Genomic DNA, 16314 nt, shown 5'->3' on the forward strand with positions numbered 1-16314 from the left:
CGCCTTTTCCGTGTTCCCGCTGTTGCTGTTGTAGTGAAGCGGCTGGACCGACGATCGGCGTGTGCTCGAGGATCGATAACCGCCGGAACACGGAACCGACGGATTTGGCGGAACCGCGCGGATACGCAAACAGCGACGTTGCCTACGCCCGTTCGATCCCGTCTAGCCGACGCCGAGCCATCATGAGCGGTACAACAGTCGCCGCGAGGCACGCTGTAGCCGCGAGGGCGAACGGCAGCAGCATGTCCGTTGGCGTACGCGCGTACCCGAAATGCTCCGCTACGACGAATCGCGCGGCCGGACGACCGGTGAGATACGCGACCGCACCGATCAACACGATGGCCGTCATCATGAACAGCAGTCCCCCGAACGATGTCGGGATCTGCGCGGCATTTTCCGTGTCGAACTGGGGATAGAAGGTGCCGTAGCTCAACGCCAACGCCGTGAGCGGGAACACCAGTCCGGTGATGGCGGTCAGCGACACGATGTGCACGAACGGTCGCACGCCGAGCATCAGGTTGGTGCATCCCACCAGCACCAGCGCCAGCAGCAGCAACGGTACTGCGCCTACCCAGAATTTCGCCCAAAGCAGATCCGACATGCGGAGCGGGCTCGATCGCAGAAGCCAGAGTGCGCGCCCTTCGAGACTGACACTCGGGAACACGAACCGCGCTGCGATCGACGCGAGGACAAAGCCGGCTAACGCCAGGTTCAAGAACGGAATCACGTTGCGCAGGAGTGCTGTCATGCCAGCACCGGACAACGGCAAGTATCTCACATTCGCCACGTACACGACCACCAACACGGCGAGCATGACCAGCTGCGACCACTGCGTGCTGTCGCGCATGAACACGCGGAGCTCCTTGAGTACGAGCTCGCGCCGCGTCGTTCCGAGGAATGACAGTATCCGATCGAGTAACGGACGTCCGGTGCGCTGCCGGGCGCGTTGATTCGCCCCCTCCTGTGCCATGCTGTAGGCGCGATGCCATCCACCGGCGTACAACACCTGGCCGATAAGAATGAGCACGGACGCGACACCCCAGAGACGCAACATCGGCGACCAGACACTGCGGCCATCGAGAAACTTCACGATGGATTCGGCAACCCACTCGCTCGGCAGCCACGGCGACGACGGCGTGTCGAGCGCAGCGATGAACTGCATGAAGTTCTGAAAGCCTTCCGGTCGCGCCAGCTGCTCCGGCCGCGCGGCGCGGAACAGTAGCACCAGTCCGCACACGGCCAGGGCGGTAATGACACTGAGCAGATCGCGTGTGCGGCGCGCCGGGAATACATTCACCAACAGTAGCGTGACCGTCGATCCCGCTGCGGCCGGAATGAGTAGAAACGGCACCAGCACCGCGATCGCGAAGAGCACGAACGACGCGTTCGCCTTGTACGCCACCCCGTATGCTGCCACCAGCGGAATCAGCAGCAGGGCGACCATCCAGCTCGAGTGCAACGCGGTTTCCAGCAAGCGAGCGCGATACAAGGCGCCAGCGCGAATCGGCGCGGCTGCGAGTTGGTCCAGATCGCGCGCGAGAAAGAAGTTCGACAGCGCGGCAATCGTGTTCGACAGCAGCAGGATCGAGCCGAACGACAACAGGATCATCGACAGCAGCTTGGCGGCCAGCAGCGCACCGATGTCTTCGGCCCCGCGAAAATAGCGCAGCAGCTTAAGCGAGATCGCGAAGGCGGCCAGCCAGAAGAGTGCACCGAGTGCGCTGACCACGACCAGACGACGGATGTCGCCCTTCTCATGACGACGCATGCGATGTCGCGCCATCTGCCACTTGGGTGTCAACAGTTGCCACAGCGTCGTGGTCGGCAGCGCCACCTCAGGCATCCAGCACCTCGATGAGTTCGCGGGCCACATGGTCGCCGGTGAGACGCAGAAAGATGTCTTCGAGTGCATCATCGTTGCCCGACGTGCGCCGCAACTCGTTCATGGTACCGCACGCCACCAGTTCACCACGCTGCATGATGCCGATGCGGTCGCACATGCCTTCGGCGATCTCCAACGTGTGCGTGGACATCATGACGGTGTGTCCGCGCCGGGTGTACTCGCGAAACAAGTCCTTGAGAATCTTCGACGATTTAGGATCGAGCCCCACCATCGGTTCGTCCACGACGATCACCGCGGGCCGGTGTACGAAGGCGCTGGCGATGATCAGTTTCTGGCGCATGCCGTGGCTGTAACTTTCCACCAGCTCGTCGCGCCACGCATCGAGGTCGAACAGGGAAAGCAACTCCTGCCCGCGCTTCTCGACCTCCAAACCCTGCTCGCCGTACAACCCTGCACTGAAGCGCAGGAACTCCATCCCGGTGAGCTTTTCGTAGATGAACGGCCGATCGGGAATGAACCCGAGTGCCCGTTTGGCCGCCAGCGGGTTCACGCGCAGGTCATGACCCGCGATCCGGACCGCACCGGCCGTGGGTTGCAGGATGCCGGCAATCATACGCATGGTGGTGGTCTTGCCGGCCCCGTTCGGTCCCAGAAACCCGAAAAGTTCTCCGGACGGCACCACCAGGTCCAACGACCGGACGGCCGTGAACGACCCATAGCGCTTGCAGAGCGAACTGATCTCGATCATGCCCGCAGGACGACCGAGCGGCACCCCCACGCAACTTCTTGGTGGCGGCGCGCGTTGCGCACCACGGAGGTGTTCCGACAGTGGCCCCGATTCGCACGGTGGCGGGGTTGTCTTGCCCGTCCGATCCTCGCACCTTCAACGACTATGTCCGAACCGGTCCGTCCGTCCAATGCGCTCGTGGTGCGTGGTGCCCGCGAGCATAACCTGCGCAACATCAGCGTCACGATACCGCGCGACAAGCTGACGGTCGTGACCGGCTTGTCGGGCTCGGGAAAATCGTCGCTCGCGTTCGATACGATCTACGCCGAAGGGCAGCGACGGTATGTCGAGTCGCTCTCGGCGTATGCGCGACAATTCCTGGGGCTTATGGAGAAGCCCGATGTCGACGCTATCGAGGGGCTCTCTCCGGCCATCTCGATCGAACAGAAGTCGGCCGGCCACAATCCGCGCTCCACCGTGGGCACGGTCACCGAAGTGTACGACTATCTGCGTTTGCTTTATGCGCGCACCGGCACGCCGCATTGTCCCAATTGCGGACGCGCCGTGCAGCGACAGAGCCCGACGCAGATCGCCGAGATGGTGCTCGCCTGGCCGGAGGGCACGCGCCTGGAAATTCGCGCGCCGCTGGTGCAACAGCGAAAGGGTGAGTTCAAGGACCTGTTCGAGGACGCGCGGAAACAGGGTTTCGTGCGGGCGGTGGTCGACGGTGAACTTATCGAACTCGCCGATCCCCCCAAGCTCAACCGGCGTCTCAATCATTCGGTATCTGTCGTGGTTGATCGCCTCGTAGTGCGCACAGAAGATCGTGGTCGTATCACCGACTCGGTGGAAACCGCACTGCGACTGGCCGAAGGACTGGCCGAAGTCGTGCGCTACGATGGATCGGAGCCGGTGACGGAGATGTTCTCGGAACGCTATGGCTGCGCCGCCTGCGGGATCTCCATGCCCGAGCTCGAGCCGCGTCACTTCTCGTTCAACTCGCCCTTCGGCGCGTGCGAGATGTGCAGCGGATTGGGCACCACGCGCACGGTGAGTGAAGATCTCATGCTCGGCGATCCGAGCATCTCGATCCTGGAAGGCGTCGTGCTTCCGTGGGGCGAACCCGACGGCTACATGCGCAAGGTGATTCTCCCCGGACTCGCCAAACAGTTGGGTTTCGACCTCAACAAACCGTGGGGGCAGATTCCGGCGAAGGTGCGTCAGCAGTTGCTGCACGGTGTTGGTGACGCGCCTCCACGTGTGCGCAAGGCAGTCAAAAAAGCGGTCAAGGGCGCGGCGGCCAGGAGCGCCGCCAAGACGGCGGCGAAGGCCACTGCCGAGAGCACGTGGGAAGGCATCGTCGCCCAGGTGCAGCGCCGCTACGATGAAAGCAGCTCCGACGGTGTGCGTCTCGATCTCGAATCGTTCATGGTGGCCGGACCGTGCCCGGCCTGCGAAGGCCGCCGACTGCGCCCCCAGTCACTGGCCGTCACCGTGCACGGTCTCAACATCGGGCAGGTCGTCGAGCGCAGCGTGGTGGATTCGCTGGCGTTCTTCGAAACGGTTCCCGTGCGCAGCGCCGGACATCCCGGCCTCGATCCCGGCGTTGCTGGTCCGATCCTCAAGGAAGTGCGCGAGCGATTGCGTTTTCTCGTGGACGTCGGACTCGAGTATCTCACGCTCAATCGCAGCGCAGAGTCGTTGTCCGGTGGCGAAGCACAACGTATCCGGCTGGCCACGCAGATCGGCTCGCGCCTCGTTGGCGTACTGTATATCCTCGACGAGCCCAGCATCGGCCTTCACCAGCGCGACAATGGTCGTCTGCTCTCCACGCTCAAGCAGCTGCGCGACCTCGGCAACACGGTCATCGTGGTCGAACACGATGAAGAGACGATCCGTGATGCCGATTATCTGATCGATCTCGGGCCCGGTGCCGGCAAGCACGGCGGCGAAGTCATCGCCGCCGGCTCCGTCCAGGACGTCATCAATACACCGGCGTCGATCACGGGGCAGTATCTGCGCGGTACGCGCCGCATCGAGGTGCCGCTGCACCGTCGGCCGCGTGATGTGGCTCGCATGCTCACGGTGCACGGTGCGCGCGAGCACAATTTGCGTGATGTCACCGCCGAGTTTCCGCTCGGCCTGTTCGTGGCGGTCACCGGCGTGTCGGGGTCGGGTAAGTCCACGCTCGTGACCGACATTCTGCAGCGCACATTGTCGCGCCACTTCTTTCGGGCGCGCGTGCTGCCGGGCGCGCACACGCGCATTACCGGCTTGGAGCATCTCGACAAGATCATCGATATCGACCAAAGCCCGATTGGTCGCACGCCTCGCTCCAATCCGGCTACGTATACGGGCATCTTCACGCCGGTGCGTGAGCTGTTCGCTGAGCTCCCGGAATCGAAGATCCGCGGCTATGGCCCTGGTCGCTTCTCCTTCAACGTGAAGGGCGGACGATGCGAAAGCTGTCAAGGGGACGGGCTCGTGAAGATCGAGATGCACTTCCTGCCCGATGTCTTCGTGTCGTGTGATGTCTGCAAAGGCAAGCGGTTCAACCGTGAGACACTCGAAGTGCATTTCCGTGGACGCAGTGTCGCCGAGATTCTCGATCTCACCGTCGAAGAAGCGTGTACGGTGTTCGAGAATCAACCGCGCATCCTGCTCAAGCTCGAGACGCTTCGCGATGTCGGATTGGGATATATCCATCTCGGACAGAGCGCCACCACGCTCAGCGGTGGTGAAGCGCAGCGTGTGAAGCTGGGCACCGAGCTCTCGAAGCGTGATACGGGTCGTACACTCTATATCCTCGACGAGCCGACCACTGGCTTGCACTTCGAAGACGTGCGCGTGCTGCTGGGTGTGCTGCACAAGCTGGTCGAGCGCGGAAACACCGTGCTGGTGATCGAGCACAATCTTGATGTGATCAAGACCGCCGACTGGATCGTGGATCTAGGGCCCGAGGGTGGCGTGCGCGGTGGGACGATCGTGGCACAGGGCACACCGGAAGAGGTCGCACGTGTGAAGGAAAGCCATACGGGACGCTATCTGGCGCCGATGCTGAGCGTCAAACAGCTGTGATCGGCAACGGCTTACACTGACTTCGTTGTACCGGAAACGTACGCTGGATCACGGGCACGCTTGTTGCCGACGTGAGGTGAATATCGAGACGCACATCTGCGGTCGTCCGATGTGAAGAGTTCGCCTCCCAACCTCACCGGAGCAAGCATGCGTATTGCTACAAGATTTTGCGTCGCGGCCTTGGCCGGATCAGCGATGTTCGCTGTTCCGGCCAGCGCACAGCTTATTCAGTACACCACCACCGGATTCTTCACCGGCGGCGGAGGTACCCCGTGCAACACGGCACTGCTCGGTACCGGCGCAACGTGCCTCTATGCCAATGGCAGTGGTCTGCAGTACAACGGTTCGCCCGTTGAGAACGTCGTGAACGGGGGTACTTCCGGCTTCGGTAGCTTTCAGACAATGGGCCTCACGCAGCAGAGCTTTGCCGGGAATTTATTCACGATGCAGATCGTACAGACGAGCCCCACTGTGGGAACCAGCCCGAACATCCTTGGACAGATAACCGGCTCCTTCTCCGCCTCCGCGCAGGGTGGATCGGGCGGTCTTGTCTGGACGCCCAACTTTAACACGTTCTCGGTGGGCGCCGTCAACTACCGTCTGTTCGTGGACAACACGGGCGGCATCAACATCGAGCCGCCCAGAGCTGGCGGCGTGATGGGCGACCCGCAGACTATACGGGGCAATGTTTCGGTTGTACCCGAGCCGGGCACGTACCTGCTCATGGCCTCGGGCCTGGCCGGTCTCGGCATCATGGCGGGGCGCCGTCGCCGCGCGTAATCTCACGTGGTGCCGTGCAGTGCTGAACCGCAGGCGTCCGGCCACAGTCGCCGGGCGCCTGCTTTCTGTTGCACGGCACGACCGGCAGGTACATTCCCCTCATGGTCTCTCTACTCGACATCATCGGCCCCGTCATGGTGGGACCGAGCAGCTCCCATACGGCAGGCGCCTGTCGCCTCGGTCTCCTCGCGCGCTGTCTGGTTGGCGGAACACCCGAAAAGGCGCGCGTTGAACTGCACGGCTCGTTCGCCCGCACCGGTGAAGGTCACGGCACCGACAAGGCGATCGTGGGCGGCTTGATGGGCTTCCGTCCTGACGATGAGCGGCTGCGCACCGCGCTCGACATCATGGAGCACGAGGGACTCGACTACCATTTCGAGAAGACATCGCTGGGCGACGACGCGCACCCCAACACGGTACGCATCACGCTCGAGCGCGGTGATCGCACGGCGCAGATGGTTGGTGCGTCGCTGGGTGCCGGTCGTGTGCTCGTGAACGAGATCGACGGGTATCCGGTGGAGATTCACGGAAACCTCCACACCATCGTGCTGGTCGCCGAGGATGTGAAGGGATCCGTTGCCCGCATTGCCGGTATTCTTGCTGAGGCCAGCTGCAACATTGCCACGCTCAAACTCTCGCGGAAGGAACGCGGTGGCGACGCCTTCATGGTCATCGAAGTCGACGATCAGCCCGACGAGTCCGTGCGTGATGCCATCCGTTCGCTTGACTGGGTGAAGTGGGCGTTCCGTCTCGATAAAGTGAGCGCCTGATGTATCGCGCGCTGGCTGATGCCATTCGCGACGCGGAAGCGCGCGGTGTGACGCTGTCGCAGGTCGCCCTCGAGGCGGAAGCGAAGGACCAAGGGCGTACGATCGAGAGTATTCGTGATGCGTTACGGCGCGCGCTGGCGGTAATGCGTGAGTCTGTCGAACGCGGAATGATCGGTGATCTCAAGTCGTCGTCGGGCTTGGTGGGCGGTGATGCCGCCAAGCTGCGCACGGGTCCCGATGGTCCCTTGGCGAATACGCCCTTCCGCGATGTGCTGGCGCGCGCCATCGCCGTGCAGGAAGTGAACGCTGCCATGGGGGTCATCGTCGCCGCGCCAACGGCTGGTGGTGCCGGCGTGTTGCCGGCGGTGCTTACCGGCATCGCGAAGGCGCGCGGCATCGATGATGAGCGCGTGATCGACGCCTTGGCCACCGCCGGGCTGATCGGAGCTGTGGTGGCTGAGCGTGCTTCGCTTTCGGGGGCCGAAGGTGGCTGCCAGGCTGAGACCGGCGCCGCAGCAGGGATGGCTGCTGGAGCCGCCGTGGAGATGCTGGGTGGTTCCCCTCGTCAGGTTGGACACGCCACGGCGCTCGCGCAGCAAGGAACGCTTGGGCTGGTGTGCGACCCACTCGGCGGCCTCGTCGAACTCCCCTGTGTGTTTCGCAACGCCACTGGTGCGGCGATCGCGATGGCCGCCATCGAAATGGCGATGGCCGGAATCGAGTTCGCGATCCCGGCCGACGAAGTCATCGACACGATGGGCGAAATCGGCGCGAATATGGATGTGCGCTATCGCGAGACAGCGGGCGGCGGACTCGCCGCCACGCCGACCGGTCGTCGATTGGCGAAAGAACGCCTCTACGAGATCAAGCGCGCCGGTGCCTGAGCGCGCGTATGTGCGGGCCGGCGCGTTGCTGGTGTTGCTGACGCTTTCGAGTGCGTGCTTCGGTGGGAAGAAAGACAAAGACGCCGACAAGCCGACGCGAGACCGCTGGACGGTGCCCGGAGAGCCATACATTCGCGACCTCACGAGCACCGGTGCATTCCGTGATTCGCGCCTCACGGAAGCCTCGGGCGTCGTGGCGAGCACGAACGAACCGGGCGTCTTCTGGTCGCTGAACGATCGCGGCAACACGGCGACACTCTTTGCGTACGATTCGATGGGAGAATCGCGCGGCACGGTTGCCGTGCGTGATGCGGAGAATACCGACTGGGAAGCGATCGCCATCGGCCCGTGCGCGAGCGGAGCATGCCTCTACATCGGCGACGTGGGCGACAACTTTTCCGTACGTTCACACGTGCGGCTTTGGCGAGTTCCGGAACCGACCACGAGCGCGAGCGGTACCGAACGTGCCGTGTTGCTGCGCATTGTATATCCGGGTGGCGCACGCGACGTCGAAGCCATGTGGGTGGCTCCCGATACCAGTGTGTGGTTCGCCACCAAACGCCCGAATCCTGACGCCAACGGGCGATTGCGTGGATCGCAACTCTATCGCGTGTCAGCCGCCGCATGGTCCGTCAACGCGATCGCGACGGCCGAGTTGGTGGACTCCTTGCCGATTGTGCCTGGCACGTCTGTCTCGCGAGATTGGGTAACCGACGCGTCACTGTCTGCCGTTACGCCAAGCGGCCGCCGGCATCTGGCCGTCCTGACGTACGGCTCGGTGTACGTGTTCGACGCCGACCCGATAACCGGCAAACCCACCACTCAGGTCGTTCGCTGCGCCGTTCCAAAAGGTGAACGAAATGCCGAGGGCGTCACCTGGCTTCCTGACGGGCGACTCATGTTGGTGAATGAAGGGCGCGGCGCGAAGCTCTATCGCGGTCGCTGCCCCTGACACGTTTTCGTGACGCCTGCCGTTCGGAGGATGCGATGGCCATACTTCAGCGGTACAATTCGGCTCACCCGACGAAACGAACTGGCGTGCGCCGCCGTACGGACCGATATCCGAACCTCAAGGAATCGAACATGATCACGCGAGAAGATATCGAGGCATTCCTCGATCGACTGAGTGCCGACGGCGCCTCCCATCAGGAACTGGAGCCTGGGCTGTGGCTCGTGCGCCCCAGTGGCGCGCTGGAATTCGATGTGGTGGTCACTCACAATCCCCCCGTGGTCCTGCTGCGGGTCAAAGTGATGCCACTCCCGGCCGAGGCATCCGATCAGGCGGCGCTCAATCGCCGCTTGCTCGAACTCAATGCCAGCGACCTGCTGCACGGCTCATACGGCCTCGATCAGGACAACGTCGTGCTGACCGAGGCACTCGAACTCGCGCATCTCGATTTCGAGGAGTTTCTCGCATCCTACGAAAGCATGACTCTCTCGCTCACATCGCATCTTCGTGAGCTGGCCGCCTTCCGCGAGGCTCGCTGAACCATGGGTATTTTCGACCGTCTCTCGACTCTCATCAAGTCGAATCTGAACGAGCTCATCTCCTCTGCGGAAAACCCCGAGAAGATGCTCAATCAGATCATCGTCGACATGCGCAACCAGCTGGCCAAGGCCAAGCAGCAGGTTGCCGCGTCCATCGCTGATGAAAAGCGCCTGAAGGATCAGGCCGACGCTGAGTTCAAGCTGGCCGATGAATGGGAGCGTCGCGCGATGCTCGCCGTACAGGAAGGACGCGACGACCTCGCGAAGCAGGCGCTGCTTCGTGGTCAGGAGCACCTCGAACATGGACAGCAGCTCGCGAGCACGTGGGAAACGCACCGCATGGAAACGGAGAAGCTCAAACAGTCACTCCGTGATCTGAACGACAAGATTGAAGAAGCGAAGCGCAAGAAGAATCTGCTGCTCGCGCGTCAGCGTCGGGCGGAAGCGCAAGCGCGCATTTCGCAGACGATGTCCGGCCTCTCCGACAATTCGGCCTTCGATGCATTCAATCGCATGGAAGAGAAGATCACGGCCAACGAAAGAACGTTGCAGGCCGCGCAGGAAATCGACGAGGAGTTCAGCGGCGATCGTCTGGCCGGCGAATTCAAACAGCTCGAGCGTGCGTCGGGCGGCGTGGGAGCCGATCAGCAGTTGCTCCAGCTCAAGCAGCGTATGGGGATGCTGGCCGCTGGTGCGCCTGCCGCATCGCGTCAGCTCGCGGCGGGCGCCACCGACGCGGCTGCTGCGGCGCCGCCGCCGGCGCAGCTGGCCGCTGGTCCGGATGCTGCCGCGGTCGCCGCGGCCGAAGCCACTGCGGCGGCGGCCGCCAAGGCCAAAGCTGCGGCCGCCGCGCAAGCCAAGACGGGAGAGGCCGAGTTGATCGCCGAAATCGAACGGCTCAGCGGTATCCAGCCGAGGTCGTGATGCACAAGATCGTGACTCAGCTGTAAATTACCGGTATCCCTTCCGGTCGCCGACGGCGGCTCCCACCCTGGGGCCGCCATTGGCGAATTTGCCCGCCCTGCATTATGCCTCTGTCGCGTCGATTTCTGATCCTCGCCGAAGGAAGCTTCGGTCCGCTCACCTCCAAGACCGCCAACGCCTGCATCCGCTATGTGCCGGATGAAGTGGCGGCCGTCCTCGACAGTGGAACGGCCGGACGCACGGCGCACGACGTACTCGGCTTTGGTGGCAACATTCCGGTCGTCGCGAACTTCGCCACCGGCATGACGCATCGGCCCACGGCGCTGCTGATCGGTATCGCCCCCGCCGGTGGCCAATTCCCCGACGCCTGGCGCCCAATCGTCAGCGACGCCCTGCGCGCCCGGCTCGATGTCTGGAGCGGCCTGCACACCATGCTGGGCGATGACCGCGAGTTTGCGGCGCTCGCCGCTGCATCCGGCTCGACGATTCGTGATCTGCGTCGCGCGCCGGTGGGCCTCGACGTGGCCTCGGGCCGCGTTCGCGATGTCGTCGCCACCGTCGTACTGACCGTGGGCACCGACTGCAACATCGGGAAGATGACGGCCCAGCTGCAGGTGCAATCGTCGGTGCGCCAACTCGGTCATCGTGTGAACTTCGCGGCGACCGGACAGACGGGCATTCTGGTGGAAGGCCGTGGCATCGCGGTCGATGCCGTCATTGCCGATTTCATTGCCGGTGCCGCCGAGTCGCTCACGATCGAAGCAGCCGAGGGTGCGGATATCGTGTTGGTGGAGGGGCAGGGCTCCCTTATTCACCCCGCGTACTCCGGCGTGACGCTGGGCCTCATGCACGGTGCCCTGCCGCACGCCATGGTGCTCTGCGCACAGACGTCACGGACCACGATTCACCGGAATCCGTGGGTGCAGATCCCGTCGCTCAGTGACATGATCCGCCTGTACGAAGGGGCGATGGAAGTGCTGCGTCCGTCGCCCGTGATTGCCATCGCGCTGAACACCTTCGATCTCGACGATCGCGCGGCGCGCGAGGCCATCGAACGCGTGCGATCGGAGACTGGCCTTCCGACCACCGATCCGGTGCGCTACGAACCGTTGGTCATCGCGGAAGCCATCGCGGCGTTTCACGTGGATCGCATGTCCGGCGTCGCTGATACCGTAGTGTGACCCGTCGCGTGATACGCCGTGGTCGCCGCGTGCGATGAATTGAGCCCGCGCGCAACATTCGGATGACACACCGTGAGCGGCACGACCACATCGTGTCGCCCATGATGAAACCACGACTACTCTCCGTGTCGCGGGCGAGCGCCGAAGTGACCGCGGGAATTCCCGGTCAGTGCGCCGTGAGTGTCCGGGTGCTCGAAGACGTCACGTTACGCATTCATGGCGGCGAGCTCCTGCTGCTGCAGGCGCCCGAAGCCCTCGGTCAATCGCTGCTGCTGGCGGTGCTGGCAGGCCGTGAACATTCACCGCGACATCGCTACGTGCGCTCGGTGCGAGACGCCGCGCCGGGACTTCGTATCCGTCGCGCAGCGCTACATCTCGATGCGATCCCGGAAATCATGCGCGGCTGGCAGGAAGCTCTCGTCGGTTCAACTGTGACCGCCTCGCGCACACTGTACTTGCTGCGCGCCTCACGCCAGCAGGCGCCGCACGACGGGGCACTCACGCTGCGTGAGGCGGCTGAATGGCGACGTTGGGGCCGACACGCGCATGAACGGCGCGACGGCGTTGTGATCGCCTGTCCTCCTATGGCGACGATGCCCGGGGCAATGCTGTCAGTGGCTACCCCGCACGATCACGCGCGGCAGGCGCCAGCGGTATCGTCCGCGCACGAGACCCTCGCGACGTACGATGCGCGCGCCGTCGTCGAGGAACTTCGCACCATTCGTCTCCTCGAATTACGAGCGGGGCGCCTGCATGCTGTCAGGGCGCCCCGCCGGTACTTCTCGGATGTCGCTCAGCCTACGGCTGAGCCAGCGCCGCACCCGTGGTCTGCGCGCGGTAAAAGCGACGCTCACGCGCCGACCGCTTCCCGTCTATCCCCCACAGCGTCGCCTCGACCATGATGCCGCGTATCCGGCGCGTGTGCTCAGGCGCCGGCACCACGTACGAGCTGCCCACAATCGCCGCCTCCGGCGCCACCGGTTCGCCAACATACTGCGCCTGCCACGTGCCCAGCTTCACTAAGCCGTCGGGCTTCTGCATGATGAACACGCGACCGACCACCGGCTCACCGTTGATGATCGTCTGACCAGTTACCGGATCCACGGGCCACGTGCCCGAGGGCTGGAGCGCCGGCGCGACGGCCGCAGCGGCGTGCATCATCATCGAGCTGTCGGGCATCGCCATCGAGTCGGGCATGGCCATGCTGTCGGCACGCGTAGTGTCCTGCGTCGTCGAGTCGGGCATTGACATGGCGGCGGGCGCGGCCGCCGCCGGCGGCAAGGTGGTCTGCTGTCCACCCTGACTGCGAGCCGCCATGGCGACCGCCACAAGAGCGCTGATGCCGACAACAGTGGAAACGCGCGAGGTGAGGCGCGGGCGATCCTGACGAGGCTTCATGAAGTCGGTCCGGGTTGAAGTAGGAGAGCAACACTGGTGAATTACCGTCTACATTAGACGAACGCAAGAAATCGCCGGGAGATCCCGCAGGAAATCCCGGCCTCCGCACCACGCCCGCCTTCACGATGATGCCAGAACTCCGCCTGTACAATACGCTCGCGCGCCGAGTCGAGCCGTTCGCACCCGCCGATGGACAGACGGTGCGCATGTACACGTGTGGGCCGACGGTCTACAACCCCGCGCACCTCGGCAACTTCCGCACGTTCCTCTTCGAGGATCTGCTGCGGCGTGTCATTCGGTTGGCTGGCTGGCAGGTCGAACAGGTCATGAACCTGACCGACGTCGATGACAAGATCATTCGGAAAGCGGCCGCCACCGGCTCGAATATTCTCGAAGTGACCGAACCGTTCACCGAGCTCTTTCATCGCGATCGACGCTATCTCCGTATCGAAGATGCGGAGCGCTACCCGAAAGCCACCGAGCACATTCCCGAGATGATCGCCCTCGTGGAGCGCCTGATGGCCAACAAAGTGGCCTACCTCGCCGACGACGGTTCGGTGTACTTCGCGATCGATCGCTTCCCGGACTACGGAAAACTATCACAGCTCGACAAGCGCGAGATCCGTGCCGGGGCCCGCGTCGCGCAGGACGAGTACGCCAAGGAAAACGCTCAGGACTTCGCGCTCTGGAAGGCCGCCAAGCCGGAAGACGAAGCCACCGGCGCCGCCTGGGATTCCCCGTGGGGGCGCGGCCGCCCAGGCTGGCACCTCGAGTGCTCCGCCATGGCCATGAAATACCTCGGCGAAACGTTCGATCTCCATGCCGGCGGTATCGATCTGATCTTCCCGCACCACGAAGACGAGATCGCCCAGTCGGAGGCTGCCACCGGGAAGCAGTTCGCGCGCTGCTGGTGCCACGGTGAGTTCCTGCTCACCGATGGCGCCAAGATGGCCAAGCGGGTCGGCAATGTGGCCAACGTGGTCGAGATGCGCGAGCAGGGCATCAGCGGCACCGTGTACCGCCACTTCGTGTTCAATGCGCACTACCGCAAGCAGCTGAACCTGGGTGACGACTCTCTCGAGCAGTCACGGGCGGCGGTCAATCGCATCGGCGCCTTCGCGCGGCGGTTGTCCGAAGCCACCACCGGCACGGCAGCCCTGGCCGACGCCGCGACGCGGGCCGAGAAGGCGTTTCTGGAAGCCCTGTACGATGACCTGAATGCACCGGAGGCGCTGGCGGCGCTGTTCACGTTCATCAGCGAAGCCAACAAGGAACTCGACGAGCAAGGCACCGACCTGCCGGCGCTGGAACGGGCCCGGGCCGCGTTCCGGCTTATCGACAGCGTGCTCGACCTCGTGCCGGAGCAGGACGTGGATGCCGACCTGGCCGCCTGGGTCGAGGAGCGATTAGGGGCCCGCAAAGCCGCCCGCGAGCGCCGGGACTTCGCGGCGGCCGACGCCGCACGGGCCGAACTGACCGCCCGCGGCATCCTGATCGAGGATGGTCCCGACGGAACGCGCTGGCGGAAGGGCTGAACACACGGGTATTCCAACGGGTATCCGAGCGGCCCTGCTTGAATTCGGGGCCCTGTCGGATTATCCTGATCGTCTTGTCCGGAATGGGCAGCACTCCCATTCTGCTGACGTAGCTCAGTTGGTAGAGCAGCTGATTTGTAATCAGCAGGTCGTCGGTTCAATCCCGACCGTCAGCTCTTTCATAGCTCGGCAGCCGCGCCCGCCATGGCGCGTCGGAGAGGGCCCTCGGTGGGGTACTCAAGTGGCCAACGAGAACAGACTGTAAATCTGTCGGCGCAAGCCTTCGAAGGTTCGAATCCTTCCCCCACCACTGCAGGACCGCTGGTTGTTTCAGCGGGTAGCATCGGAAAACGCGGGAGTAGCTCAGTTGGTAGAGCGCTAGCCTTCCAAGCTTGATGTCGCGGGTTCGAGTCCCGTCTCCCGCTCTGGTATAAGCCAAAGCCCGTCAACGGTTTACCGTTGGCGGGTTTTGTCGTTTCGTCGGACCAATGTGGATCAGCGGTGGCACTACTTCTTGCTACGACTCTTTCGCCTCGAGGCCCTGCCACCGTCTCTCTCCCAAACGCTCCGTTTTACGGTGGCTCGTTGCACGGCGGTACCCAGGAAGTCCGCGAGGTGATCGGGGTCGAGATCGAGGTGGGCCCGCTCGAGCGCGCGAAAGTAGACAGAGCGTTCCTCAGCTCTGATAGTGATCCATGGCAGTCCTGCCCCGGCAAGCAAGAAGTTCATGAGCCGTCGTGCCACGCGCCCATGGCCGTCCATGAACGGGTGAGCGTGCACCATACCCCAGTGCAGGAGCGCCGCACGAGCGACCGGACCCGCAGTTGTTTCCTGTGCATGGTCGACGAGCAGTCGCATCAGCTGCGGGAGCTTCTCGCTGCTTGGCCGCTGCGCTGTCGAGGGAATCTGACCGAGCACCCAGTCGAACGCCTAGGCATACCCCTGCAACGCCATCAGCCGCTCGATCTCGTCGGCCGTGCGCCCGGCATACGGTTTCCCAGCGAGACCACGGCCTCCACTTCGTCTCGCGTGATCCTGTGGCCTTCGATGGTGGTGCTGTGGCACGTGTCTTCGAGCTTCGCCTGGCGAGCGAATGCGAGGGTCTCCGCCGGCTGGGCTGGCACGACCTCGGCGTCGACTGCGGCGAGTCGTGTCGTGAGTTGTTCTGCGGCACGGGTGAAGTTGGCGCGATAGCGGTCGAGCCAAGCCTCCCGTCCGCCGTGCGCTACGGAACGCTCGACGTATCGAGGGATCACGATGTTGGTGCCGACGCCGGTATTGGCGCGGGTGATCTTGCTGCGCGTGTGGCTCTGGAGGACGCTCTCGATGGTGCTTGCCAGGCGGTCGTTGCCGAAGTCGCTGGCAATGTGCGCCATGCGTCTGAGTAACAGTGGGCGGGGATTCCCACGGTACGCGTCGTCTGTCACGTCGAGCGCAGCGCGTCCCACGACCAGGCTCCGGAGCCACACCGCCACGAGATCAGGAGCCGTACGGACGTCACCTACTGTCAGTGACATCAGGAGCCGCTCTGGAGAGATACTGACAAGGCCGCTAATTAGTGCGTCGTGCCGTCATACGGCGTACTGCACGTGCTTCTCGTGGAACAGATTCTGCATGATCTGCGGGTGCCTCTGGCAGCGGACGAGATGTCGGCGCACGGGAGCCATCATCTCGGCCACCGCATCACGCGAACGTCCGCCTTGTTC

The 16314-nt window shown here is 63.7% G+C and carries 15 protein-coding genes and 3 tRNA genes; 13 read left to right on the forward strand and 5 right to left on the reverse strand.

The genetic code is table 11. The features are described 5' to 3' along the window. Positions 1-142: 142 nt before the first annotated feature. Together ACESNG_RS12505 and ACESNG_RS12510 are read right to left on the reverse strand one after the other, a co-directional pair. Positions 143-1843 (reverse strand): putative ABC transporter permease subunit, encoded by a 1701-nt coding sequence (locus ACESNG_RS12505; protein WP_373069221.1) that lies wholly within the window; start codon positions 1841-1843, stop codon positions 143-145. After that, a complete protein-coding gene (locus tag ACESNG_RS12510) occupies positions 1836-2591 on the reverse strand; it encodes an ABC transporter ATP-binding protein (RefSeq protein ID WP_373062238.1) in 756 nt (251 codons plus the stop codon). The genes ACESNG_RS12505 and ACESNG_RS12510 overlap by 8 nt, the downstream gene beginning before the upstream one ends. A 144-nt stretch (positions 2592-2735) precedes the next feature. Between ACESNG_RS12510 and uvrA the strand changes: the two genes are divergently transcribed. The 9 genes from uvrA (at position 2736) to ACESNG_RS12555 (ending at position 12577) form a co-directional block, all read left to right on the forward strand. Then, positions 2736-5648, forward strand: coding sequence for an excinuclease ABC subunit UvrA (gene uvrA, locus ACESNG_RS12515; protein ID WP_373062240.1), 2913 nt, complete (start codon positions 2736-2738; stop codon positions 5646-5648). Between the two features lie 195 nt (positions 5649-5843). After that, the gene (locus ACESNG_RS12520; RefSeq protein ID WP_373062242.1) at positions 5844-6428 is read left to right on the forward strand and encodes a PEP-CTERM sorting domain-containing protein; all 585 of its coding nucleotides are present in this window, start codon (positions 5844-5846) and stop codon (positions 6426-6428) included. Positions 6429-6529: 101 nt separating this feature from the next. Continuing rightward, positions 6530-7198 (forward strand): L-serine ammonia-lyase, iron-sulfur-dependent subunit beta, encoded by a 669-nt coding sequence (gene sdaAB, locus ACESNG_RS12525; protein WP_373062244.1) that lies wholly within the window; start codon positions 6530-6532, stop codon positions 7196-7198. Beyond that, entirely contained in the window at positions 7198-8082 is an 885-nt protein-coding gene (gene sdaAA, locus ACESNG_RS12530; RefSeq protein WP_373062246.1) for an L-serine ammonia-lyase, iron-sulfur-dependent, subunit alpha, read from the forward strand. The genes sdaAB and sdaAA overlap by 1 nt, the downstream gene beginning before the upstream one ends. Next, a complete protein-coding gene (locus ACESNG_RS12535) occupies positions 8075-9034 on the forward strand; it encodes a hypothetical protein (protein WP_373062248.1) in 960 nt (319 codons plus the stop codon). Before sdaAA ends, ACESNG_RS12535 begins: the two co-directional genes overlap by 8 nt. Before the next feature lie 131 nt (positions 9035-9165). After that, a complete protein-coding gene (locus ACESNG_RS12540; RefSeq protein WP_373069223.1) occupies positions 9166-9570 on the forward strand; it encodes a YbjN domain-containing protein in 405 nt (134 codons plus the stop codon). A gap of 3 nt (positions 9571-9573) precedes the next feature. After that, positions 9574-10494 carry a PspA/IM30 family protein gene (locus ACESNG_RS12545; protein WP_373069225.1) on the forward strand — a complete coding sequence of 307 codons (921 nt, stop codon included), beginning with the start codon at positions 9574-9576 and terminating at the stop codon, positions 10492-10494. A gap of 104 nt (positions 10495-10598) precedes the next feature. Next, a complete protein-coding gene (locus ACESNG_RS12550; protein WP_373062254.1) occupies positions 10599-11675 on the forward strand; it encodes a DUF1611 domain-containing protein in 1077 nt (358 codons plus the stop codon). A gap of 101 nt (positions 11676-11776) precedes the next feature. After that, complete coding sequence (locus ACESNG_RS12555; protein ID WP_373069227.1) at positions 11777-12577, forward strand: hypothetical protein; 801 nt, start codon at positions 11777-11779, stop codon at positions 12575-12577. Here ACESNG_RS12555 and ACESNG_RS12560 read toward each other — a convergent pair. After that, positions 12474-13073 carry a hypothetical protein gene (locus ACESNG_RS12560; protein ID WP_373062256.1) on the reverse strand — a complete coding sequence of 200 codons (600 nt, stop codon included), beginning with the start codon at positions 13071-13073 and terminating at the stop codon, positions 12474-12476. The two genes, ACESNG_RS12555 and ACESNG_RS12560, sit on opposite strands and share 104 nt — an antisense overlap. Before the next feature lie 125 nt (positions 13074-13198). Here ACESNG_RS12560 and cysS point away from each other — a divergent pair, with 125 nt between their 5' ends. From cysS to ACESNG_RS12580, 4 genes are all read left to right on the forward strand, one after another. After that, positions 13199-14608 (forward strand): cysteine--tRNA ligase, encoded by a 1410-nt coding sequence (gene cysS / locus ACESNG_RS12565; RefSeq protein ID WP_373062258.1) that lies wholly within the window; start codon positions 13199-13201, stop codon positions 14606-14608. A gap of 103 nt (positions 14609-14711) precedes the next feature. Continuing rightward, positions 14712-14784, forward strand: a tRNA-Thr gene (locus ACESNG_RS12570). 51 nt (positions 14785-14835) lie between these two features. Next, a tRNA-Tyr gene (locus ACESNG_RS12575) sits at positions 14836-14918 on the forward strand. A gap of 42 nt (positions 14919-14960) precedes the next feature. Further along, a tRNA-Gly gene (locus tag ACESNG_RS12580) sits at positions 14961-15033 on the forward strand. 82 nt (positions 15034-15115) lie between these two features. Here ACESNG_RS12580 and ACESNG_RS12585 read toward each other — a convergent pair. Next, on the reverse strand, positions 15116-15526 hold the full coding sequence (locus ACESNG_RS12585) for a Fic family protein (protein ID WP_373062260.1): 411 nt from the start codon (positions 15524-15526) through the stop codon (positions 15116-15118). 35 nt (positions 15527-15561) lie between these two features. Next, a complete protein-coding gene (locus tag ACESNG_RS12590; protein WP_373062262.1) occupies positions 15562-16125 on the reverse strand; it encodes a hypothetical protein in 564 nt (187 codons plus the stop codon). Positions 16126-16314 lie beyond the last annotated feature (189 nt).

Source organism: Gemmatimonas sp., assembly GCF_041689975.1.
Lineage (GTDB): Bacteria > Gemmatimonadota > Gemmatimonadetes > Gemmatimonadales > Gemmatimonadaceae > Gemmatimonas.

Coding starts and splice junctions, on each gene's coding strand:
- ACESNG_RS12505 (WP_373069221.1), bottom strand. CDS start 1,843: ATGCCTGAGGTGGCGCTGCCGACCACGACGCTGTGGCAACTGTTGACA.
- ACESNG_RS12510 (WP_373062238.1), bottom strand. CDS start 2,591: ATGATCGAGATCAGTTCGCTCTGCAAGCGCTATGGGTCGTTCACGGCC.
- uvrA (WP_373062240.1), top strand. CDS start 2,736: ATGTCCGAACCGGTCCGTCCGTCCAATGCGCTCGTGGTGCGTGGTGCC.
- ACESNG_RS12520 (WP_373062242.1), top strand. CDS start 5,844: ATGTTCGCTGTTCCGGCCAGCGCACAGCTTATTCAGTACACCACCACC.
- sdaAB (WP_373062244.1), top strand. CDS start 6,530: ATGGTCTCTCTACTCGACATCATCGGCCCCGTCATGGTGGGACCGAGC.
- sdaAA (WP_373062246.1), top strand. CDS start 7,198: ATGTATCGCGCGCTGGCTGATGCCATTCGCGACGCGGAAGCGCGCGGT.
- ACESNG_RS12540 (WP_373069223.1), top strand. CDS start 9,166: ATGATCACGCGAGAAGATATCGAGGCATTCCTCGATCGACTGAGTGCC.
- ACESNG_RS12545 (WP_373069225.1), top strand. CDS start 9,574: ATGGGTATTTTCGACCGTCTCTCGACTCTCATCAAGTCGAATCTGAAC.
- ACESNG_RS12550 (WP_373062254.1), top strand. CDS start 10,599: ATGCCTCTGTCGCGTCGATTTCTGATCCTCGCCGAAGGAAGCTTCGGT.
- ACESNG_RS12555 (WP_373069227.1), top strand. CDS start 11,777: ATGATGAAACCACGACTACTCTCCGTGTCGCGGGCGAGCGCCGAAGTG.
- ACESNG_RS12560 (WP_373062256.1), bottom strand. CDS start 13,073: ATGAAGCCTCGTCAGGATCGCCCGCGCCTCACCTCGCGCGTTTCCACT.
- cysS (WP_373062258.1), top strand. CDS start 13,199: ATGATGCCAGAACTCCGCCTGTACAATACGCTCGCGCGCCGAGTCGAG.
- ACESNG_RS12590 (WP_373062262.1), bottom strand. CDS start 16,125: ATGTCACTGACAGTAGGTGACGTCCGTACGGCTCCTGATCTCGTGGCG.